Here is a 20,534-nt window from a genome sequence, read left to right as displayed (position 1 = left end):
GCCAGCGGGCGAGGCTCTAGAGCAAGGGAAAGCGGACTGTCGGATAGTCTCCAGACTGTCGCCTCCCGCACATGGATTGTGCGCTCGCACCGGGAAAGGGCAGGCTCAGCGATAGACTTCGCGGCGGAAGATCAGGGCGCGCTGGCTGGATAGCACGCCGAAGGTCGCCCGTGCCGAAGGCGCCTCGGCCGTGCCGTCGCCATTCCAGTCGAACAGCAGCCAGGGCAGCGCCGGGGTCGCGCCATTCAGGCCGGAGAGGCTCGCCAGTGCGCTGCCCTTGTGGTTCGGCGCCGGTAGGTGAATAACGCCGGTCGGCAGCGGCGTCCCAGTCGCCGCAGCCAATGTGCCAGGCGGCGTCGGGAAATGGCTCGCCAGCAGGTCGCCGGTGAAACCGGACAGCACCACATCGCCCAGCGCCGCCAACGAACAGCTGTCGCCCACCGCCGCGCCGAACACCGGGCCGCTGCCTGGATCCTGCCAGCTTTCCAGCCAATACGGCAGATCCAGTGCCTGGTTCTCCGGACCACTGGCCGCGTCGATGCGCAGACGGCCCAGGCGTACCTCGGTGCCACCGAAGGCATGGACGAAGTCCTGGCAGGTGGCCGCACTGCCGTCGCTGCCGCGGTAGCAGATGCCATCCTCATCCGTCAGTTGCTCGCCTGTCAGTGTCAACGCCACATGCTCGCCCGCGGCGGTCAGCACGAACGGCAGATCCTCGGCCGTGGGCGGCGACGGCAGTTGCCAGAGCAGCGCATCGGCCTGGCGTACACCCTCGGCCCGCCAGTCGAAGGTCCGACTGCCGTCGGCCGCTCCGCTGTCCGCCACTGCCAGCGCCTGCTCGTCGCCCAGCGTTTGCAATCGACTGACCAAGCCTGGCTTGCCCGCACTGCTGAAGCTGTACGGCTGACGAGTAGGGGGATATTGAGAAGGATCGGTTGACCAGTTCCAGAACGGATCGCGGTCGTAGTTCTGCGTCACCGCACCCTGCCGGTTGTAGCCGGTGATCACGATACCCGGCTGCCCGCCGGCGAAGCCGATGGGCTGCCCTTGGTAGCTGAAGGCGCCACAGGCCGGAGTCAGGCTGGCCGTACTGGTCACGCCTAGGTACGCCGGGGTGAAGCGGCCGATCAGCGCGCTCTCGCCGCCGCTGACCGTCAGGGTGTGGTAGGTGCCGGCCGGCGGCGTGGCGGTGATGCGGTAGATACCGACCTCGCTCTGACCGACCTGCAGGGTGGTCGAGGCACCCTGGGCATGGTCGTAGCTGATGAGCGCGGCCTGCCGAGTGCCATCGGCGGCATGCCGGTAGAAGGTGCCGGCCACGCCGCCGCTCGCGACGCTCGGCTCGACCAGCATGGAGTTGAGGGCGATGCCGTTCAGCTGGAAGTTCGGAGTGGTCGGATTGTCGCGCAGCGCGGCTTCGGTAAGCGCCTCGCCATCGGCCTGCCAGGCCACTGCCCGGATGGTCAGCGGAAAACTATCGCCAGCCGCACGTGGCACTCCGGCCAAGCTCAAGGCAGCGCAGCCAGCCACGCTGGCGGTGCTGCAGGTGCTGTCGACCGGTGTGGAGATATGCAGCCCATAGGGCCTACTGACGAATTCGTCCGAGCCAAGCATGATCAGACCGCTTTCGACGCCTGTTCCAACATATTGCGCATTCAGACGCATCTTGCCGGCATCGTCGTAACGCACCTTCAACTGTGTCTTGGCTTCGGAGTCGAAAACGAGAGGCAGTGCCGTCGGCGAGGCCGCACTGTTGCCTATCGCCGTGTCGTTGACCTGCACCTTCATACTCCCCGCGCCGGGATCGACATAGTCGCTCCAGAACTGCAGGGTGCGCGTGGCCGGTCCAAAGGCCGGCGCGCACGTCTGGCTAGTGACGTCCTTGCGTACCGCCTGCAGGACAATGCCCGTTTGCTCCTTGGCGGCGAGCGGATGTGGCACGTCGAAGACGAAGCCGCTGTCGTGGAACAGCACCCGGCAATCGGCGGTGCTGCATTGCAGCGTATTGTTGGCCGTCGGAACGGCCGACGCCACGCCAAGAGTCACATAGCCCGGTGCATTACCATGCAGCTTGAGGGCGGCCTGGCCACTGTTGAAGGCCACCACATTGCCAGGCGCCCAACTGGTGGGACTCAGGGCGAGATTGACGCTGCCCTCGTACAGGCGGCTGCAGCTGGCATCCGCACAGGCTTGCAGGGTGACATCCAGCGGATTGCAGGTCAGCCCGTTGGCGGCATGCAGGAAGCGGTAGTGGTCGATCTGGCCCACCGAGGCCGGATTGTCGCAGAGCGTACCGAAGTCCGTTGCTGCGATGGCGCTCGAGTCATAGACGACGTTGTTACCCTGCACCAGACTGCCCACCGCGGAAATCCCGCCGGCGATGCTCGGGTTGTTGCCGATCGTCACATTGCCCGTCACATAGACCAGCGCATTGAGCTGAGTATTGCTGCTGTTCTGGATATCCAGATTGCCGATGACCACGATAATCAGGTTTTGCGGTTTCCCCCATTTATTGATTTCGGCATTGTTGGAGATGAACAGATCACCCTTGACGTAGACACGGGCCGTCCCTGAACTTGGCGCAGTCAATATCCAGCCGTTGGGCGCGGTTCCACCCGCCCAGTAGCTATTGCTCACTGAAACCGCCCGCGGGTTCGCCGCTGTCAGCGCGGGATAACTCGCCGCGTTGAAATCCGGCAAGGTCAATAACGGGACCCCGGCATTCAGGCCATCGCCGTCGGCGCCCTTGAAAAAAACATCGGAACACAAGACCGCCCACGCCCCCGGACTGGCCGTCACCAGCAGCACGGCCAGCAAAAACCGTATCGAATGCCCCCAGCGTTTCAATTTCATCGTTCCACCGTCACTTCCAGCCGCCGCCAGGCATAGTCCACCCGGCTATCCGGGCTACCGTTGCTGGCCGTGGCGGTCAGCCGGTACAGGTTGAAGGTGCGGCTGCCCTCCGTATAGCTCTGCGCGCATGTGGCCGTGGCGCAGGGCAGCTTGACGCAGGTGAGGCTCACGCTGAACTCGCTCAGGCCACTGCCGGCCAGAGAAGGATTACCCACCGGGCAGACGCCAGTCGTGTTGCTCTCGGCCATCAGCTGGTGCAGCCCCCACTCCAGACCGGCGCGGGCGGCGTGGTAGGCGCGGGCCTGCTGGATGGCCAGGTCGAGGCTGGTGTTCTGGGTGACCGACAGCCGGCTCATGGTCGCCACCACCACGGCGATGATGACCATCACGAACAGCGCCGCCACCAGGGCGAATCCACGCTCAGGGCGCATTGTTCACCTGTACCTGCTGGGCCAGACGGATGCTCTCGCCCGCCGTAGCGATATTCAGACGCAAGGTGGCCAGTCCGCTAGCGCTGGCGTAGCGGAAGTCGCAGCTTTCCACACGGTCGGCCTGCAGGCGGCCGGTGGCCGGCAAGGCGGCGGGCAGCGTGGGCTGCAGCTGGTCGTGCTCGTAGCGCAGCAACTGGCCGCCGCTGCAGCGATAGCCGACCACCCGGTCGGCGAAATAGATGCGCCGCTGCGCAGAAGGCGCGGCGAAGGCGAAATCACCGCCCGCTCCCGGCGGAGTGACGCGGATCAGGCTGATGCCTGGATAGGCCGCCGTATCCGACTCTGGCAAGCGGGTGAAGACGGTGTTGGTCGGCGTGATATTGCCCGGATTGCTCGGCGTCCAGCTGAACGGGCTGCTGGCGATCACCAGCCAGCCGGCGGCCGGCGGCGAGAAACCCGGGGCGAACACCTGCAGCACATCGCAAGCCGGCACACCCGCCACCAGCGGGCCGTTGCATTGCGCATCCGGCGTGGCGGAGAAGTTCAGGCTGTTGTCGAGCGGACGATTGGGCAGATAGCGCCCACCGCTGTGGATCAGCAGCAGCTCCAGCGCCTGGCCATCGGCGCTGACCCGCAGCGAGCCGGGCACCGCCATGCGGATGTCGCGCTGCATGCGGTTGAGGGCACTGGCGCCGATATCCACCAGCTCGGCGCGCCGGCTCTGCGCGACGAAGCCTTCCAGCGGGCGCGACAGCACGCTGCTGACCATCACCCCGACGATGGCGGAAAGGACGATCACCAGGATCAGCTCGACCAGGGTGAAGCCGCGCTGGCGTGCTGGGTTGCCTCCCATCAGGGCACGCATGCGTAGCCCCCCGCGCCGTCGTACTCGCCGTAGCAGGTGCGCCAGCCGGCAAGGGTCAGCGTCTGGCCATCCGGCGCCTCGACCGTCACCACCACCTGCAGCGCCGCCGCAGCGCTCAGGCTGTCGAAGGCCTGCGGCGTCACCGCGACACTGACCTGATAGTCCTGCAGACCGGGAACCAGGTTGCCATCGGCACCACGGGCACCGCTGTCGTCGAGGCCGGCGTAGTCGCAGACGTTGTCGAAGTCGGTGCGCGCCACGGGTGCAGCCGGGCACTGATCGTGACTGGTCGGATCGAGGAAGTCCCGGGCGAGGATCTCCTCCAGATAGGCCTCGGCGATGGCCAGGCTCTGCTGGCGCAACATGGGATCGGCCGAGCGGCTGGTGATGCTGGCCATGGCGCTGTACAGCGCGGCGGCGGCGATACCGACGATCACGATGGCTATCACCAGCTCGACCAGGGTCATGCCGCGCTGGCGGTTCATGGCACGAACCCCGTGACCGCCTCGACGCGGACTGCATGGCCGGCGCCGAGAGTGACGCTGACCGCCTGGCTGGGCCGGCCGAGGGAGTCGAAGTCGACGTTGAAGGCCGCCGACAGCGTGATGCCGGTCGGCGGCGTGCCGGCGTAGGGCGCCTGCCCGGTGGACGGGTCGAGCACGCTGGGCGTAAAGGTATTGCCGCTGCCCTCGCAATCGGCATCGCGCAGCAGCTGGTAGCCCGTCGTATCCAGGCTGAAGCGTATGCTGCAGCCGCCGGCCAGCGCCAGCTTCTGCGCATGACGCAGCCCGGCGCGGACTTCCTCGGCGTACAGGCGGTCGTCGAAGGTCGAGCGCTCGAAAAAGCGCGGCCCCACCACGGCGGCGAGAATACCGATGACTACGATCACCAGGATCAACTCGACGAGGGTGAAGCCGCGGGAATGCATGGGGTCAGCAGCCGCCGGTCTGCATGCTGATGGACGGGGGTACTGTGCCAGTCATATTGGCCTGGGTGTAGCTCACATAACATGTCGCTGTGGCGGCAACTCCCAGCGGCCGGACGGTCACCGTGGATGTGTTCACATTGGTATACGGCAGCGGATTGATCTGGTAACTGCCGGCATCGATACCGGCAGCACCGGCAATGCCGACGGCACCGGCGAGCTTTATGTGTGCCTGAGGATAGCCGCCTTGCATCAGCACAAAGGTGTCCTCATAAGCTATGTCGTTTCCCGTGCCGCCCCCGGCCAGCCAGGCCGCGTGGCCAATGGCGGCTGCCGAGCGGATCGATGCGGCGGCGCCCTGGACGCTGGCGATGCGCGCATCCCGACCCAGATCGGCGAAGCGCGGCAGGGCGAAGGCGGAGAGGATACCAAGCATCACGATCACCAGAATGAGTTCGATCAGGGTGAAGCCACGTTGTCGTTGCATACAGACAGTCCTTGTCTGGGTAGATCAGCCAGCTCCGAGCCGACCGTTGAATAATTAGTCGACAGGTGCCCAAGGGCACCTGTCTTGTTTAGAGTATTAAATCAGTAATGGGGCATGCCCCGCATACTCCTAATTATCAACAAGCAACACCAGCATAACTATTTAATCACAATTGGCCGCAGTAAGGGCCGTAGTAGTGATGGTCGGAACACTATCAGCAGCCGCCATTTTATAGCTAAACAGACAGGCAGACTTGGTTTTATCCTTCACAATAAAAGTATCAGCAGTGGCCACATCAATAGTGAAATCGCCAGCGCTTAACTGGGCAGCCAAGCCGATGCCGAGCGCAGTTGGCGCTGCATATGAGCCGACGAGTGCGATATCACCCTCTACATCAACTTTCCCTGCAGTAACAGCAGCAGGGTCAGCCAACGCTGCAGAATGGACTATTGCAGAAGCCGACTTCACGGCCCCTGAAGCCCCCTGCATAGCTGCCAAACGTGCATCACCAGAAAAGTTCGCAAACTTCGGCAGCGCAAATGCCGCCAGAATACCCAGCACCACAATGACCATGATCAGTTCAATCAGGGTGAAGCCGCTTTGTTGTTTTTTCATGTTTAAAGTCCTTTCGGATGATTAATTAAATTGAAGGCAGAACAAATCAGTTGGCACTAGTTGTCACGACGCCATTGGAGGAGTCGTAAGCAATGCTGCGTTGACCGGCAGTACGGCCGTCCAGGCTGTAGGTGTAGGTGCAGACGGACCCGGCAGAGGTGGCGACATAGTCGATACCTGTAGCAGCCGCAATGGCCACACGCGGCGCCGAACCCTGCATCACGTTCTCCCATACTTCAAGGCAATTGAACGCACCATTGATACCCAGCGGCCAGCCACTGGTGGCGTCCACATCCACATTGTTCGCACCGAAGCCGGCCACGTTGGTCTGAGGGGTGGCAACACCCCTGGCCCGGTTCAGCTCCCACTGCGAACGCACCAGCGCCACGCCGGCCGCCAGCGCACCGCCGGTGCCCTTGACCGCCGCAGTGTGAGCGTCATTGGTCGCATCGATAAAGCGCGGCAGCGCCACCGCGGCAAGCACGCCGAGGATCACGATCACCACCACCAGTTCGATCAGGGTAAAACCCTTCTGTCGTTGCATTTCCATCTCCATTTGCCCTGCGGGCGTTGTCACGGGTCGGCCCTGTTCACCGCCCGCAGCTCCACGGCGGTGAGCCGTGCGGTCTTTGCGGTTTCCATCGTTTGCAGCGGAAGGCGCACCAACTGCCAGACCTGTACGCCTTCCTCCCCACTACTGCGCCAGCCGCGAAAGCGGGCGCGATACAGCACGCGGGCCTGCTGCGGCAGGAAGTACCAGCAGCCCCGGCTCGGCGTCTGGCCGTCAGCCAGTTCGCCGCAGTAGTTGCCCTGCTGCCCGCGCAGCAGGACGAACGGATTGCGCGTGGCCCAGCCGGCGTCCAGCGAGCGGCCTTGCGCCATATTCTCGGCGGCCAGCGCATTGAGGCTTCGCGCCAGGTGCGCCGCCGTCGTGTTCATGGCTTGCCTCTCGCTGTCGACCGCAATATGCCATAACGAGATAAAGATCACATTGGCCAGGATCAAAGCCAGCAGCCACCAGGCGAGGCGCTGCAGCGGCGCCACCAGCAGCAGCCGCTCGGCGCGCGCCGGCAACCGCTTCACTTGACGCCCTTGGCCGCCGCCGACAGTTCCCACATCGGCAAGAACACCCCCAGCGCAAGGATCAGCACCATGATCCCCATGGCGACGATGAGGATCGGCTCGATGGCGTCGGCCAGGCGCTTGAGGTCGTAGTCGACTTCCTGCTCGTAGAAGTCGGCGACCTCGACGAACAGGTCGTCCAGCGCGCCGGTTTCCTCGCCGACCGCCATCATCTGCAGCACCAGCGGGGTGAACAGTCCACTGGCGGCGGCGCCGCGGGTCAGCGCCTCGCCGCGCTCGACGCCCTCGCGCATGGCGGTGATCGCCGTACCGATATGCCGGTTGCCGACGGTGTGGCTGTTGATGCTCAGGGTCTGCAGCAGCGGCAGGCCGGCGCGGTACATCATCGCGAAGGTGCGGGTGAAGCGGGCCAGGGCGATGCGCTCGAAGATCGGCCCGACGATCGGCAACTTCAGCTTGTAGCGATCCCAAACCAGCGCGCCGGGCTCTGTGGCGATCCAGCGCACGAAGGCGACGATGCAGCCGGCGATGCCGATGCCCAGCAGCCACCACCACTGCTGCATGAATTCGGAGAAGCCGATCAGGATCCGCGTCGGCAGCGGCAGCTCGGCGTGGAACTGGGCGAACACCTTGGAGAAGGCCGGGATCACCAGCAGGTTGATCACCGCCAGCGCCACGCTCATGGCGATCAGCACGAACAGCGGGTAGCGGGTGGCCTGCTTGATGCGCTTGCGCGTCTCGCGCTCCATCTCCAGGTAGCCGGCCAGCTGGCGGAAGGCCTGGTCGAGCTGGCCGGTGTTCTCGCCGACGCTGATCATGCTGACGAACAGCGGGTTGAACACCCTGGGATGGTTGCCCAGCGACGCGGCCATGGCCGTGCCACCTTCGAGATCGCTGCGCAAGGTCTGCAGCACCTCGCGAAAATACGGGTTGCGCGCCGACTCGGCGAGGCCGCCGATGGCACGGATGATCGGTACGCCAGCCTTGCTCAGGCTGTACATCTGCCGGCAGAAGATGATCAGCTCCTCCAGCTCGACGCGCTCGCGACCGAGCAGCTTGTTCAGCTGGCGCAGGATGTCCTGGTCAGCCTCTGCCTTCTCCGCCTGGGCGTCGATACTCAGCGGGGTGATGCGCTCGGCCAGCAGTTCGCCGGCCAGCACCTCGGCGCTCGCCGCTTGACGGCTACCGCTGATCTTGCGGCCCTGGGCATCGCGCCCGCTGAAGCGAAACTGCGCCATCAGGCCACCCGCTCGTCACTGAGGCTGGCGCTGACCTTGAGCACTTCCTCGACGCTGGTCAGCCCGGCCAGGGCGAAGTCCAGCGCGCCGGCGGCCAGCGGCCGGTAGTGCGGCTGGGCACGGGCGGCGTCGATGAAGCCCTGGGCATCATGGCGGCGCAGCGCGGCGGCCAGCGGCGCATCGATCTCGAGCAGCTCGTAGACGCCGATCCGCCCCAGGTAGCCGGTGTTGTGGCACTGGTGGCAACCGCTGCCGCGCACGAAGCGCCGACCGGCCAGCGACTGACCGCCGATGCCTTCCAGCCAGTGGCGCTCGCGCTCCTCGGGCAGGTGTTCCTCGCGGCAGTGCTCGCAGACCCGGCGCACCAGTCGCTGGGCCAGCACGGCGTTGAGGGCGTTGGCGACCAGGAACGGCTCGGCGCCCATGTCGATCAGGCGCAGCGGCGAGGTCATCGCGTCGTTGGTGTGCAGGGTGGACAGCACCAGGTGGCCGGTCAGCGCGGCGCGCAGGGCGATCTCGGCGGTCTCGCGGTCGCGGATCTCGCCGACCAGGACGATGTCCGGGTCCTGGCGCAGGGCGGCGCGCAGCACGCGGGCGAAGGTCAGCTCGATCTTCGGGTTGACCTGCACCTGGCTGATCCGCGGCAGGCGGTATTCCACCGGGTCCTCGACGGTGATGATCTTCTTCTCCGGGCTGTTCAGCTCGGACAGCCCGGCGTACAGGCTGGTGGTCTTGCCCGAGCCGGTCGGCCCGGTGACCAGCACGATACCGTGGGGGCGCTGCAGCAGGGTGCGAAAGCGCGCCAGCATGTCGGCCGGCATGCCGGTGCGGTCGAGGCTGAACACCCCAGCGCTCTGGTCGAGCAGGCGCAGCACCACCGACTCGCCGAACTGCACCGGCATGGTCGACACGCGCACGTCGAGGCTGTGGTTCTTGACCCGGATGTTGAAGCGGCCGTCCTGCGGCAGGCGCTTCTCGGAGATGTCCAGGCCGGCCATGATCTTCAGGCGCATGACCAGCGCCGAGACGATGCGGGTTTCCTTGATCAGTTGCTCGTTGAGCACGCCGTCGATGCGCTGGCGCAGGCGCAGGACCTTCTCGTCCGGCTCGATGTGGATGTCCGAGGCCTTCATCTGCACAGCGTCCTCGAACAGCATCTGCAACAGGCGCACCACCGGGGCGTCGCTGTTGTCGAGGCTGAGGCCGCTGAAGTCGAAGTCGCTCTCCTCCAGGCGCTCGTCGAGCTGGCCGGCCAGCTCGGCGATCTCGTTGGTGCGCCGGTAGAAGCGGTCGAGGTTGTCGAGCAGCTCGCTCTCGCGCACCACCGCCGGCTTGAGCGGCTGGCGCAGCAGGCGGCTCAGCTCGTCGAGGGCGTAGAGATCGAGCGGATCGCTCATGCCGACCAGCAGGCCGTCGCCCTCCTCGACCAGCAGGATGGTGCGGAAGCGCCGCGCCAGCGCCTCGGGCAGGCGCTGCACCAACGCCTCGTTGAACTTGAACTGGCGCAGGTCGACGTAGGGAATGTCGAGCTGGCGCGACAGCGCCTCGAGCAGCTTCTGCTCGCTGACGAAGCCCATGTCGACCACCGCGCGGCCGAGCTTGGCGCCGCTGCGCTTCTGCTCGTCCAGCGCCAGTTGCAGCTGGCCCTCGCTGATCAGGCCGGACTGTATCAGCAGATCGCCCAGGCGCAGCTTGCGCCGGGGCCGTTCGCCGCCATCCATCAGGATTCTCCTCCGCTGGCCTGTACCCGCTCGCGGGCATAGCGCCGACTGTCTTCGTCGAGGCCCTGCCCCTGCAGGGCCTGGCGGTAGTGCTGCGCGGCGGCGGCACGCTCGCCGAGTTGTTCGAGGGCAATGCCCAGGCCCAGCTGCCAGGCGCCATGGGTCGGGCGCAGCTGCACCAGGTTGCGGTACAGCTGGGCGCTTTCGCGCCACTGCGCGGTCTGCTGGTAGCTGGCGGCGAGCAGCGCGTGGTAGGCCGGATCGCTGGCCAATGGCGGCATGCGCTCGGCCAGGGTGGCCACTGCCGCCGCGCCGTCGCCGCTCTGCAGCAGGGCGCGGGCGAGCAGCACGCGCAGCTCGCTGTCGGTCGGGAAGCGCTGCAGCTGCGCCGGCAGCGCGGCGATCAGGCGCTCGTGGCGGCCGGCGCTTAGCCAGGCACGGGCCAGCCAGCGCAGGGCTTCGCGGTTGTCCGGCTGGCGGAGGTTGAGTTCTTCGAGCAGGGCGATGGCGCGCTCGGTGTCGCCGGCCAGCAGGGCCTGGCGCGCCTCGCTCAACGGGTCGGGCTGGTGGCTGGCGACGCTGACCTGCGGGCTGCGGCTGACCGGCGCGGCGGGCGCAGGCGCACGCTGCACCGGCATCAGCGGGGCGGCGGCAAGCTGCTCGGTCGGCTGTCCACGGGAAGCCGGCGCCGCTGCGTGCTGCCTGTCCTCGGTAGCCACCCGCACCTCTGGCACGGCAGCCGCACCCCGCTCGGGCGGGTAGTCGTCGGCCACCGCTTCGTCGTCACCGGCCACCGGTAGCTGCGCGGGATCGAGCGCGTCGCTGCTGGCGGCAGAGAACGGCACCTCGACCCACAGCTGCCAGCGCTCGCCGGCCGGCTCCAGGCGGTCGAGCACCTGCAGGCCGTCGCCGAGGCCGACCAACAGCAGCTCGGCGCCGTCGCCCAGCGGCTGCAGGCTCCAGCTCAGGCTGCGGCCGCCCTGCTCGAAGCGGCCGGAGCGCGGACCGTCGTCGCTCAGGCGCAGCTGCGGCAAGCGCAGGCCGACCACCCCGCTCTGCTCGCTGCGCTGGTAGCTCGGCGCGCGGTCGAGCAGCAGCTGCAGGATGAAGCGGCCATCGCCGTGCTGCGGCAGGGTGGCGAGCAGCTGGACCGGCAACTCGCCGGCAGGCAGTGCAGCCTCGGCGGGCGCGGGCACTGCTGGGGGAGTCGACGCCGCCGGTGCTGGCGCTTGGGCGGCCGGCGCCACGACCGCCAGCGGCGGCGCCTGGTTCGCCAGCCAGATGCGTGCCAGCAGCAGCGCGGCCAGCACGGCCAGAGCGCCCCACAGCAGGCCCAGCAACAGACGCTGGCGCCCGGCGCGGCGAACGCTGGCGCCTTCGTCGGCCGGCAGCAGGCCGTCCAGCGGGGCGCGCTCGGCCGGCGGGGCACGGCGTGTTTCCAGGTCGCGCAGCATGTCGTTGACCAGGCTCACGCTCCACCTCCCGGCAACCAGGCCTGCAGCCACGGCCACAGGCCAAGCAACATCAGCAACACGCCCGCGCCGGCCAAGCTCCAGCCCAGGCGCACGGAGCCCTGGCGCAGGAACGGCCGGGCGCCTTCGGTATCTTCCAGCGCGCGCTGCACGTGGGCCGCGCGCACCTGGCGGCTGCCAGCGCCGAAGGCGACCATCAGCGCCTTGTGGGCGAGAATGTTGATCAGCCGCGGAATGCCGCCGCTGCCGGCGACCAGGCGGCGCAGGGCGCGGGCGTCGAACAGCGGCTCGCCGCGGTAGCCGGCATGGATCAGGCGCTCGTCGACGTAGCGGCGGGTATCGGCCAGGTCCAGCGGGCGCAGCCGGTAGGAAAAGGTGATGCGCTGGCGCAGCTGGCGGAATTCGGCGCGCTCGAGCAATTCGTCGAGTTCCGGCTGGCCGAACAGCACCACCTGCAGCAGCTTGCAATGCTCGGTTTCCAGGTTGGTCAGCAGACGCAGGGACTCGAGGGTTTTCTCCGGCAGGGCCTGGGCTTCGTCGATCAGCAGCACGGTGCGCTTGCCCTCGGCCGCCAGTTCGATCAGCCGGTGGTTGAGCGCCGCCAGCAGGCTGTGGTCGTCCAGCTCGTCGGCATCGGCGATGTGCAGCTCAACGGCCAACGCCTGGCGCAGGCCGCGCGGGCTGAGGCCCGGATTGGGCAGCCAGGCGACCTGCCAGCCCTCGCCGTCCGCGCCGAGGGTATTGAGCAGGGCGCGGCACAGCAGGGTCTTGCCGGTGCCGACCTCGCCGCTGACCTTGATGAAACCTTCGCCCTCGCCCAGCGCCACGCGCAGCAGGTTGAGGCAGGCCTGATAGGGGGCCAGCCGCACCAGGAACGCGGTGTTGGGGGTCAGCGCGAAGGGTTTTTCGCGCAGGCCGAAGAAGCCCTGATACATGCGCCTACCTCAGCTCGCGGAAACTGGCCGCGCTCTTCTGCAGCTCGTCGATCCAGGTATCGGCGCCGATCACCTGCGGACGCAGCAGGATCACCAGCTCGCTGCGCACCAGGTCCTTGCGCTGCTGCTGGAACAGACCGCCGAGGAACGGCAGTTTGGACAGCCAGGGCACGTTGGCATCGGTGTTGTCGCTGACATCCTCGAGCAGGCCGCCGATCACCACCACCTGGCCACTGCGCGCCCGCACGATGGAGTCGGACTGGCGGGTGGTGGACAGCGCCAGCGGCAGGTTGAGCACGCGATCCTCGCCGAAGCTGATCTCCTTGTTCTGGTCCTGCACGCGGCTGACGGTCGGCCGCACGTGCAGGGTGACCTCCTCGCGCTGGTTGATCTGCGGGGTGACGTCCAGCGAGATGCCGGAGAAGAACGGCGTCAGGGTGACGTCCTGGGTCGGCTCGGCAATCCCGGTGGTGGTGGTGGTGTTGGTCGACGACACGTCGGTGACGAAGAACTCGTCGGTGCCGACCTTGATCACCGCCTTCTGGTTGTTCAGCGTGGAGATGCGCGGGCTGGACAGCACGCGCACCTGACCCTGGGTTTCCAGCAGCTGCAGCAGGGCGGTGAAGTCGCCACTGGTGTACAGCGCGCTGAACACCCCGCCGATGCCCGAGACACCGCTCAGCGGGTCGCCCGCCAGGTCGAGGCTGAGCTTGCTGCCCAGCTGGGTCCAGTTGATCCCGGCCTGGAAGCTGTCGCTCAGGCGCACCTCGAGGATCTTCGCCTCGAGGATCACCTGGCGCTGCAGGTTGCGCTCGGCCTGCTCGAGGAAGGCCTCGACGTTCTGCTGGTCGCCGCTGGAGGCACGTACCACCAGCAGGCTGGCCTGAGGATTGACCACCACCTTGTTGCCGGGATCGTCGCCGATCAGCGCGCCGATCACGTCGCCCACCTCGCGCCAGAAGTCGACCTCGCTGGTGGTCACCACCTGGCTGGCGTTGACCGTGGAGGACGTGCTGCTGCCGCCGGAATCGCTGCCACTGCTGTTGCTGCCGCTATCGGCGCTCTCGGAAGTGGTGACCTGGCCGGAGCTGACCCGGGTATCGGTCTCGCCACGACGCTGCAGGTTGAGGTAGTTGAGGTCGTAGGTACGGGTCAGCAGCTGGTTGGGCAGGATGCGGTAGCCGTAGGCGGTGCGCTTGAAGTCATAGCCGTAGCTGTCGCGCACCGCGGCCAGCACCTCGTCGAGGGTGACGTTGCGCAGGCTGAAGGTGACCTGGCCGCTGACCTCGGGATGCACCACCAGGTTCTGTCCGGCACCGTCCATCAAGCTGAGAAAGAACTCGCGGGCGTCCATGTCGCGCACCGCGACGTCGAAGCGCGGGCCACGGGCCGTCAGCGGACCTTCAGTGAGCAGCGGCGGCAGCAGCGCGGCCTGCACCGCCGGCGGCGGCGTGGCGCTGTGCCGGCTCTGCGCCAGGCTTTCCTCGAGCAGGCGGTCGGTCTGCTCGCGCAGCTGGCGATCGCCATCGGGAAAGGTCTGGCAGGCGGCGAGCAGGCAGCAGGCGGCGAGCAGGCCCAGCTGGGACAGACGGAATGACATCATGGGCATCAACGGCTCGGGCTCCGCGTGGATGGAGTCAGAATGGGTTGGCTCAGGTGCAGCTCGCTGCGCTGCCCCTGACGTTCGATCACCACGCTGCGCGCACGGATGGCCAGCACGCGCAGGTCGCCCTGCTGTTCGCCGACGCGCAGGCTGTGCCCGCCGATCACCACACGGGTACCGGCCGGGCCGCGCAGGATCGCCTGCAGCAGCGGGGCCGGCCCCGCCGCGGCGTCGGCCGTGGTCGGAGCGGCCAGCGTCGCCGGCGGCAGGGTCGGATCGACGGCGGCCAGCGCCAGCAGCGGCGCGGTACAGCACAGGGCAAGCAGCCATCTAGACACCGACCCACCCCGCTTCACGGCTCAGTGTGTACAGCTCGAGGGTGATCTTCGCCTGGCCCGGGCCGGCTTCGCCGACCTGGTAGTCGAGTCGCTCCCAGAACAGCCGGCGACCGCCGGCGGCCAGGCTCTGCGCCTCGATGCCCTGCAAGTAGTCGCACAGCTCGAAGTAGCTGCCCTCCAGGGTCAGGCGCATGCCGTGGCGGTAGAGCACCGGCGTCGCGGGTGCCGCGCCGTCCGCGGCGGCGTTGGCGGCAGCCGGCTGGCCAGCGGCGGCAGGCGGCGTCGGCAGCTCGAGCGGCGCGGAAAAGCTTTCCAGCGCCAGCAGGCGCAAGCCTGGGCGCTGCTGCAGCAGGTTTTGCAGCACCTGCTGCATGCGCTGCGGATCAATCAGCGCGGCGGTCTCGCGGTCGAGGTCCTCGAGTTGGTGGTCGCGCAGCGCCTGCGCAGCGCGCAGCGCCTGGCGCAGGGCCTGATCGGGGTCGATGGCGGCGCGCGCCTGCAGCTCGGCCAAGGCCGTGCGGGCCTCCAGGCGGCGCGTCTCGGCGCTGCGCTGCTCGCCCTCCAGCTGCTGGAGGCGCAGGGCCAGCGGCTCGTGGCCGAAGGCCAGCCAGGCCAGCGCCGGCACCAGCAGGGCCACGCTGACGGCCAGCCACTGTTCGCGCGGCGCGCGGGCGTTCCAGTATTGCCGCAGGGCGTTCATTGGCGCGTCTCCTCGGCGGTGGCCGCCTGCGAGGCGAGCCGAAAGCGCAGCACGCCGCCTTCGTCGCGATCAAGGTCGAAACGAGCGAATTGGCGTCCGGCGAAGGCCGGGCTGCGGCCCAGGCTGTTCAGGTAACCGGGCAGCAGGTCGGGCTGCTGGCTGGCGCCCTCGAGCAGCAGGTCGCGGCCGCCCTGCTCGAAGCGGATGGCGCTGAGCCAGACGCCGCCGAGGTGGCGCTCGGCCAGGGCATCGAGCGGCGCACTGAAGCCGGCGCTGCGCTCGGCCAGCAACAGCTGCAGATGGGCGGCCAGCTGCTGCAGCTGGCGGTTGCCGGCCTCCAGCGCGGCCAGTTGTTGCGGCAGGCGCGGGTCGGCCTGCGGCTCGCGGAAGGTCTGGCGCAGGCTGGCCAGCTCGGCTTCGGCCTGCTCGGCGGCCTGGCGGCTCTGGGTCAGCGCGGCCTGCGCCTGCTGGGTGCGCCAGAGCTGCCAGCCGCCATCGGCGAGGATCGCCAGCAACAGGGCCAGCAGGCCGAGCACCAGCAGGCGCGGCGCCGGCCGGCCGGCGCTGTCCGCCTGTGGCGGCTGGTAGAGGTTGAGGTTCTGCAGCGACACACTGGCACCCATCAGCTGGTCTCCAGATGCCGTACCGCGGCCATCTGCGCTCGGCGTGGCGCTGCTTGGCGCGGCTCGACGGCCTCGGCATGCTCCTGGCGCAGGGCCGCGCCGATTGCCGGCAGGTACAGTGCCTGCTGGTCCGCCGGCAGCTCGAGCAGCGGCGAGCCGGCGAACAGCTCGTCGAGCGCCAGGCGTTCGATGCGCACGGACAGCGGCAGGCCGAGCTCGGCGTGCAGCTGCTCGCCGACAGCCGGCACCGGCAGCAGCAACAGGCGGCCGACCGGGCCCTTGCCCAGCTGGCTTTCGAAGTAGTCCAGCGAGCGCTGGATCTCCAGCGCCAGCTGGGCGCTGTCCGCGCCGCGGTTGTCCAGGCCGCGCTCGATGCGCCGCGCCATGTACAGGTCGCGGCCGTGCTGCACGCAGATCAGCCCGTCGCGGGCGTTGAGCTTGAGCACGGCCAGATTCTGGCTTTCGCCGGCGATCAGCAGGCCGAGGTTGCGCAGGGCCATTTCGGCGATGTCGATGCTGTGCAGACGCAGCCCGGCACCCTCCACCCAGTCGGCCAGCGCCTGCATGCGCGCGCGCGACAGCACCGCGCAGTAGGCCATCGGCGTGCGGCCGCGGTAGGCATCGTCGGGCAGGGCGAAGGCGTCCACCACTAGGCTGTCCAGCGGTGCGTTGACCAGCTCGCGAATGCGCCAGCGCATCGCGGCGCGCAACTCGGCGGGCGGCACGTCGGGACGTTCGACCAGCAGCAGCTGATAGTCGGCGGCAGACAGCAGCAGGTTGACTGGCAGGCCTTGAAGGCCGAGCGCTTCGACGCGCTGGCGCAGCACCTCGCCCTGGCTGCCCGGCGCAGCGGCGATGAACTCGCAGGTCGGCAATCGCACGGGCCCCGCGCTACGCTGCAGGCAAACCAGCACGCAGCCGCCAGCGACGGGCGCCAGTCCGAGCAGGCGGTCGGCAGTGGTTTTGGATCGTTTCAGCCAGGCCAGCAAATGAGTTCTCCTTGCCCGTGCAGCCTGCTCGGCGCAGGCGGGCAGACCGCTGTAATCGGCCACAAACCGCTAGAATGCGTGCCGTCCCGATTCGTACAGGCACACACCATGTTTCACGTTGTGTTGTTTCAACCAGAAATCCCGCCGAACACCGGCAACATCATCCGGCTTTGCGCCAATACCGGTTGCCAGCTACACCTGATCGAGCCGCTGGGCTTCGAACTCGACGACAAACGCCTGCGCCGTGCAGGGCTGGACTACCACGAATATGCGACGGTAATCCGTCACGAATCTTTGAGCGATTGCCTGGAAAAACTGCCGGGCGGCAGGATACTGGCGCTCACCACCAAAGCCAAGAACAGTTATGCCGAAATGAAATACCTACCCGGCGACGTACTGTTGTTCGGCCCCGAGAGCCGCGGCCTGCCAGCCGAGGTACTGGCCAGCCTGCCGGCCGAGCAGCTGCTGCGCCTGCCGATGCGTCCGGGCTGCCGCAGCCTCAACCTGTCCAACGCCGTGGCGGTGACCGTCTACGAAGCCTGGCGCCAACAGGACTTTCGCCTCGATTGAGGTCGCCTAAGCCCCGGCAACAATGCGCCAGAATCATGACTGACAGAGCATAATGCGTACTGACGCGCATCAACATAGCCAACTCCGTCACATTTTTGAATAAGCCATTGGTACTGCGCGCAACAAAAAACCCCGCGAATGGCGGGGCTTTTGTTGCGCGCAGCCGCCAGCCGCGGCGCCGAGCGTCAGGCCTGGGCCTCGGCGGCCTGCAGGCGCGCCAGCTCCTGAGCGTAGAGTGCATCGAAGTTCACCGGCGAGAGCATCAGTGCCGGGAACGAGCCGCGTACCACCAGGCTGTCGAGGGTCTCGCGGGCGTAGGGGAACAGCAGGTTCGGGCAGAAGGCGCCGAGGGTGTGGCTCATCGAGGCGGCGTCGAGGCCCTTGATCAGGAAGATGCCGGCCTGCTGCACTTCGGCGATGAAGGCGGTGTCCTCGCCATTCTTCACGGTCACCGAGACGGTCAGCACCACCTCGTGGAAGTCGCCACCCAGATCCTTCTGGCGGGTATTGAGGTCGAGGCTGATCGCCGGCTTCCACTCCTGGCGGAAGACTTCCGGACTCTTCGGCGCTTCGAAGGACAGGTCGCGCACATAGATGCGCTGCAGGGCGAATTGCGGCTGGTCGTTCTGCGCGGCGGCGCCGTTGGCTTGTTCGGTCATGTTGGCTTCCTTGTTGGTTGCAATGATGGGATCAGCCGCGCAGCAGCGCGTCCAGTTTGCCGGCACGCTCCAAGGCGTGCAGATCGTCGCAGCCACCGACGTGGGTGTCACCGATCCAGATCTGCGGCACCGAGGTCCGGCCGGCCTTGCGCGCCATCTCCGCGCGCAGCTCGCGCTGGCCGTCGACCTTGATCTCGGTGAACACCACGCCCTTGCGGCTCAGCAGCTGCTTGGCACGCATGCAGTAGGGGCAGAAATCGCTGGAATAGATGATGACCGGCTGCATGTCACTTCACGACCGGCAGGTTGTCGCCGCGCCAGCTGGCGATGCCGCCGCCCAGGCGGGAGACGTCGTAGCCGGCCTTCTTCAGCTTGCCGCAGATGCTGCCGGCATGCTGCCCCATGGCATCGACCACGATCAGGGTCTTGGCCTTGTGCTTGTCCAGTTCACCGATGCGGCTGTCCAGCTTGTCGAAGGGGATGTTCAGCGAGCCGGTGATGTGGCCGCCGGTGAACTCCTTGTGCGGACGCACGTCGAGCACCAGCGCCTCGCCGGCGTTGAGCTTGGCGGTCAGCTCGCGGCAGCTCAGGCTGCGCCCGCCGCGGCGCGCCTCGTTGGCCAGCAACAGGGCCAGCAGCACCACGAACAGGGTGCTGAGTACATAGTGGTTAGAGACAAATTCAATCAGCTGGGCAACCATCGCAAGCATCCGGCACGGTAAAATGGCCAGCAGTATACACAGCCAGTTGGCACCACTGAACCCGCCGCCAGTCACGCTGCCGTGACGCTCCGGGGCGCAGCCATTAGACTGGCGCTCTTTTGCCATCACCTGCACGAGTCGGACGCATGCCTGCCACGCCCAAACCTCTGGTTCTGATCATCCTGGACGGCTTCGGTCACAGCGACAGCCCGGATTACAACGCCATCTACCACGCCAACACCCCGGTGTGGGACCGCCTGTGCGCGACCCGTCCGCACGGACTGATTTCCGGCAGCGGCATGGATGTCGGCCTGCCCGAGGGGCAGATGGGCAACTCCGAGGTCGGCCACATGAACCTCGGCGCCGGCCGCGTGGTGTACCAGGACTTCACCCGGGTGACCAAGTCGATCCGCGACGGCGAGTTCTTCGCCAATCCGGTGATCGGCGCGGCGGTGGACCAGGCGGTGGCGGCCGGCAAGGCGGTGCACATCCTCGGCCTGCTCTCCGAAGGCGGCGTGCACAGCCACCAGGAGCACATCGCGGCGATGGCCGAACTGGCTGCCCAGCGCGGTGCCGAGAAGATCTACCTGCACGCCTTCCTCGACGGCCGCGACACCCCGCCGAAAAGCGCGCAGCCGTCCATCGAGCTGCTCGACGCCACCTTCGCCAAGCTGGGCAAGGGCCGCATCGCCAGCCTCACCGGCCGCTACTTCGCCATGGACCGCGACAACCGCTGGGACCGCGTCGAACAGGCCTACAACCTGATCGTCGACGGCCAGGGCGAATTCAACGCCGCCAGCGCCGTCGAGGGCCTGCAGGCCGCCTACGAGCGCGGTGAGAGCGACGAGTTCGTCAAGGCCACCACCATCGGCGCGTCGGTGCGGGTAGAAGACGGCGACGCCGTGGTGTTCATGAACTTCCGCGCCGACCGCGCCCGCGAGCTGACCCGCGCCTTCGTCGAGGCCGACTTCCAGGGCTTCGCGCGCCAGCGCGTGCCGCAATTGGCCGGCTTCGTGATGCTCACCCAGTACGCGGCGAGCATCCCGGCACCCTGCGCCTTCCCGCCTGCGTCGCTGGACAACGTGCTCGGCGAGTACCTGGCGAAAAACGGCAAGACCCAGCTGCGCATCGCCGAGACCGAAAAGTACGCCCACGTCACCTTCTTCTTCTCCGGCGGGCGCGAGGAACCCTTCGCGGGCGAGGAGCGCATCCTCATCCCCTCGCCCAACGTCGCCACCTACGACCTGCAGCCGGAGATGAGCGCTCCGGAAGTCACCGACCGCATCGTCGAGGCCATCGAGCAGCAGCGCTATGACGTGATCGTGGTCAACTACGCCAACGGCGACATGGTCGGCCACACCGGCGTGTTCGCGGCGGCGGTCAAGGCGGTGGAGTGCCTGGACAGCTGCATCGGCCGCATCGCCGAAGCACTGGACAAGGTCGGCGGCGAAGCGCTGATCACCGCCGACCACGGCAACGTCGAGCAGATGGAAGACGAGTGCACCGGCCAGGCGCACACCGCACACACCTGCGAGCCGGTGCCCTTCCTCTATTACGGCCCCCGCCAGCTGGCCATCCGCGAAGGCGGCGTGCTGGCCGACGTGGCGCCGACCATGCTCAGGCTGCTCGATCTGCCGATCCCGGCGGAGATGACCGGCACGCCGCTGATCGAACTCGGCTGAACGGCGCTTCGTTCCCTGGCGGGCCTCTCGGCCCGCATCGCCGC

General features: G+C 67.5%; 23 protein-coding genes. 2 read left to right on the top strand and 21 right to left on the bottom strand.

What is annotated here, in order from left to right; all coding sequences use genetic code 11:
• Window positions 1-105: 105 nt before the first annotated feature.
• The 18 genes from BMZ19_RS03020 to BMZ19_RS02935 all read right to left on the bottom strand — a co-directional run bounded on the left by BMZ19_RS03020 (window position 106) and on the right by BMZ19_RS02935 (window position 16,770).
• On the bottom strand, window positions 106-2,853 hold the full coding sequence (locus BMZ19_RS03020) for a DUF6701 domain-containing protein (protein WP_139214632.1): 2,748 nt from the start codon (window positions 2,851-2,853) through the stop codon (window positions 106-108).
• A complete protein-coding gene (locus BMZ19_RS03015; RefSeq protein ID WP_090306662.1) occupies window positions 2,850-3,284 on the bottom strand; it encodes a hypothetical protein in 435 nt (144 codons plus the stop codon). Before BMZ19_RS03015 ends, BMZ19_RS03020 begins: the two co-directional genes overlap by 4 nt.
• The gene (locus BMZ19_RS03010; RefSeq protein WP_244517090.1) at window positions 3,274-4,149 is read right to left on the bottom strand and encodes a PulJ/GspJ family protein; all 876 of its coding nucleotides are present in this window, start codon (window positions 4,147-4,149) and stop codon (window positions 3,274-3,276) included. The genes BMZ19_RS03015 and BMZ19_RS03010 overlap by 11 nt, the downstream gene beginning before the upstream one ends.
• Entirely contained in the window at window positions 4,137-4,634 is a 498-nt protein-coding gene (locus tag BMZ19_RS03005) for a type IV pilus modification PilV family protein (RefSeq protein ID WP_090306659.1), read from the bottom strand. Before BMZ19_RS03005 ends, BMZ19_RS03010 begins: the two co-directional genes overlap by 13 nt.
• Complete coding sequence (locus BMZ19_RS03000) at window positions 4,631-5,077, bottom strand: type II secretion system protein (protein ID WP_090306656.1); 447 nt, start codon at window positions 5,075-5,077, stop codon at window positions 4,631-4,633. Before BMZ19_RS03000 ends, BMZ19_RS03005 begins: the two co-directional genes overlap by 4 nt.
• Window positions 5,078-5,081: 4 nt before the next feature.
• Window positions 5,082-5,561 (bottom strand): type II secretion system protein, encoded by a 480-nt coding sequence (locus BMZ19_RS22770; RefSeq protein WP_090306653.1) that lies wholly within the window; start codon window positions 5,559-5,561, stop codon window positions 5,082-5,084.
• Between the two features lie 162 nt (window positions 5,562-5,723).
• On the bottom strand, window positions 5,724-6,176 hold the full coding sequence (locus BMZ19_RS22765; RefSeq protein ID WP_090306649.1) for a type II secretion system protein: 453 nt from the start codon (window positions 6,174-6,176) through the stop codon (window positions 5,724-5,726).
• 46 nt (window positions 6,177-6,222) lie between these two features.
• Entirely contained in the window at window positions 6,223-6,720 is a 498-nt protein-coding gene (locus BMZ19_RS22760) for a prepilin-type N-terminal cleavage/methylation domain-containing protein (protein WP_090306646.1), read from the bottom strand.
• Window positions 6,721-6,749: 29 nt separating this feature from the next.
• The gene (locus BMZ19_RS02980; protein WP_139214631.1) at window positions 6,750-7,259 is read right to left on the bottom strand and encodes a hypothetical protein; all 510 of its coding nucleotides are present in this window, start codon (window positions 7,257-7,259) and stop codon (window positions 6,750-6,752) included.
• Window positions 7,256-8,497 carry a type II secretion system F family protein gene (locus tag BMZ19_RS02975; RefSeq protein WP_090306641.1) on the bottom strand — a complete coding sequence of 414 codons (1,242 nt, stop codon included), beginning with the start codon at window positions 8,495-8,497 and terminating at the stop codon, window positions 7,256-7,258. Before BMZ19_RS02975 ends, BMZ19_RS02980 begins: the two co-directional genes overlap by 4 nt.
• The gene (locus BMZ19_RS02970) at window positions 8,497-10,218 is read right to left on the bottom strand and encodes a GspE/PulE family protein (RefSeq protein ID WP_090306639.1); all 1,722 of its coding nucleotides are present in this window, start codon (window positions 10,216-10,218) and stop codon (window positions 8,497-8,499) included. Before BMZ19_RS02970 ends, BMZ19_RS02975 begins: the two co-directional genes overlap by 1 nt.
• Window positions 10,218-11,690: a tetratricopeptide repeat protein gene (locus tag BMZ19_RS02965; RefSeq protein WP_090306636.1), complete on the bottom strand. Its 1,473-nt coding sequence runs from the start codon at window positions 11,688-11,690 to the stop codon at window positions 10,218-10,220. The genes BMZ19_RS02970 and BMZ19_RS02965 overlap by 1 nt, the downstream gene beginning before the upstream one ends.
• A complete protein-coding gene (locus BMZ19_RS02960; RefSeq protein ID WP_090306633.1) occupies window positions 11,687-12,625 on the bottom strand; it encodes an ExeA family protein in 939 nt (312 codons plus the stop codon). Before BMZ19_RS02960 ends, BMZ19_RS02965 begins: the two co-directional genes overlap by 4 nt.
• 4 nt (window positions 12,626-12,629) lie before the next feature.
• Window positions 12,630-14,234, bottom strand: coding sequence for a pilus (MSHA type) biogenesis protein MshL (locus tag BMZ19_RS02955; protein ID WP_244517089.1), 1,605 nt, complete (start codon window positions 14,232-14,234; stop codon window positions 12,630-12,632).
• Window positions 14,234-14,566, bottom strand: a complete 333-nt coding sequence (locus BMZ19_RS02950; RefSeq protein WP_244517088.1) for a Type II secretory pathway component — start codon at window positions 14,564-14,566, stop codon at window positions 14,234-14,236. The genes BMZ19_RS02955 and BMZ19_RS02950 overlap by 1 nt, the downstream gene beginning before the upstream one ends.
• Window positions 14,559-15,266 carry a hypothetical protein gene (locus tag BMZ19_RS02945; protein ID WP_090306630.1) on the bottom strand — a complete coding sequence of 236 codons (708 nt, stop codon included), beginning with the start codon at window positions 15,264-15,266 and terminating at the stop codon, window positions 14,559-14,561. Before BMZ19_RS02945 ends, BMZ19_RS02950 begins: the two co-directional genes overlap by 8 nt.
• Window positions 15,263-15,889, bottom strand: coding sequence for an MSHA biogenesis protein MshI (locus BMZ19_RS02940; RefSeq protein WP_244517087.1), 627 nt, complete (start codon window positions 15,887-15,889; stop codon window positions 15,263-15,265). The genes BMZ19_RS02945 and BMZ19_RS02940 overlap by 4 nt, the downstream gene beginning before the upstream one ends.
• Entirely contained in the window at window positions 15,889-16,770 is an 882-nt protein-coding gene (locus BMZ19_RS02935) for an MSHA biogenesis protein MshI (RefSeq protein ID WP_212633195.1), read from the bottom strand. The genes BMZ19_RS02940 and BMZ19_RS02935 overlap by 1 nt, the downstream gene beginning before the upstream one ends.
• 216 nt (window positions 16,771-16,986) lie before the next feature.
• On the opposite strand from BMZ19_RS02935, the gene trmL reads away from it, so the two are divergent.
• Window positions 16,987-17,448, top strand: a complete 462-nt coding sequence (gene trmL / locus BMZ19_RS02930; RefSeq protein ID WP_090306628.1) for a tRNA (uridine(34)/cytosine(34)/5-carboxymethylaminomethyluridine(34)-2'-O)-methyltransferase TrmL — start codon at window positions 16,987-16,989, stop codon at window positions 17,446-17,448.
• Window positions 17,449-17,633: 185 nt separating this feature from the next.
• On the opposite strand, the gene secB is transcribed toward trmL, so the two are convergent.
• Genes secB through BMZ19_RS02915 form a run of 3 tightly spaced genes read right to left on the bottom strand, consistent with a single transcriptional unit; the run spans window position 17,634 to window position 18,808 of the window.
• A complete protein-coding gene (gene secB, locus BMZ19_RS02925; RefSeq protein ID WP_090306625.1) occupies window positions 17,634-18,107 on the bottom strand; it encodes a protein-export chaperone SecB in 474 nt (157 codons plus the stop codon).
• Window positions 18,108-18,138: 31 nt separating this feature from the next.
• Window positions 18,139-18,393, bottom strand: coding sequence for a glutaredoxin 3 (gene grxC, locus BMZ19_RS02920; protein WP_090306623.1), 255 nt, complete (start codon window positions 18,391-18,393; stop codon window positions 18,139-18,141).
• 1 nt (window position 18,394) lies between these two features.
• Entirely contained in the window at window positions 18,395-18,808 is a 414-nt protein-coding gene (locus BMZ19_RS02915) for a rhodanese-like domain-containing protein (RefSeq protein WP_090306620.1), read from the bottom strand.
• A 146-nt stretch (window positions 18,809-18,954) separates the two neighbouring features.
• Between BMZ19_RS02915 and gpmI the strand changes: the two genes are divergently transcribed.
• Window positions 18,955-20,490: a 2,3-bisphosphoglycerate-independent phosphoglycerate mutase gene (gene gpmI / locus BMZ19_RS02910; RefSeq protein WP_090306618.1), complete on the top strand. Its 1,536-nt coding sequence runs from the start codon at window positions 18,955-18,957 to the stop codon at window positions 20,488-20,490.
• The last annotated feature ends 44 nt before the right edge of the window (window positions 20,491-20,534 follow it).

Origin of the sequence: Pseudomonas linyingensis (assembly GCF_900109175.1) — a bacterium.
In the GTDB taxonomy this organism is placed as follows: Bacteria; Pseudomonadota; Gammaproteobacteria; order Pseudomonadales; family Pseudomonadaceae; genus Geopseudomonas; species Geopseudomonas linyingensis.
The sequence above is the reverse complement of the archived record's forward strand: the minus strand, read 5'-3'. Positions and strand labels throughout refer to the sequence as shown.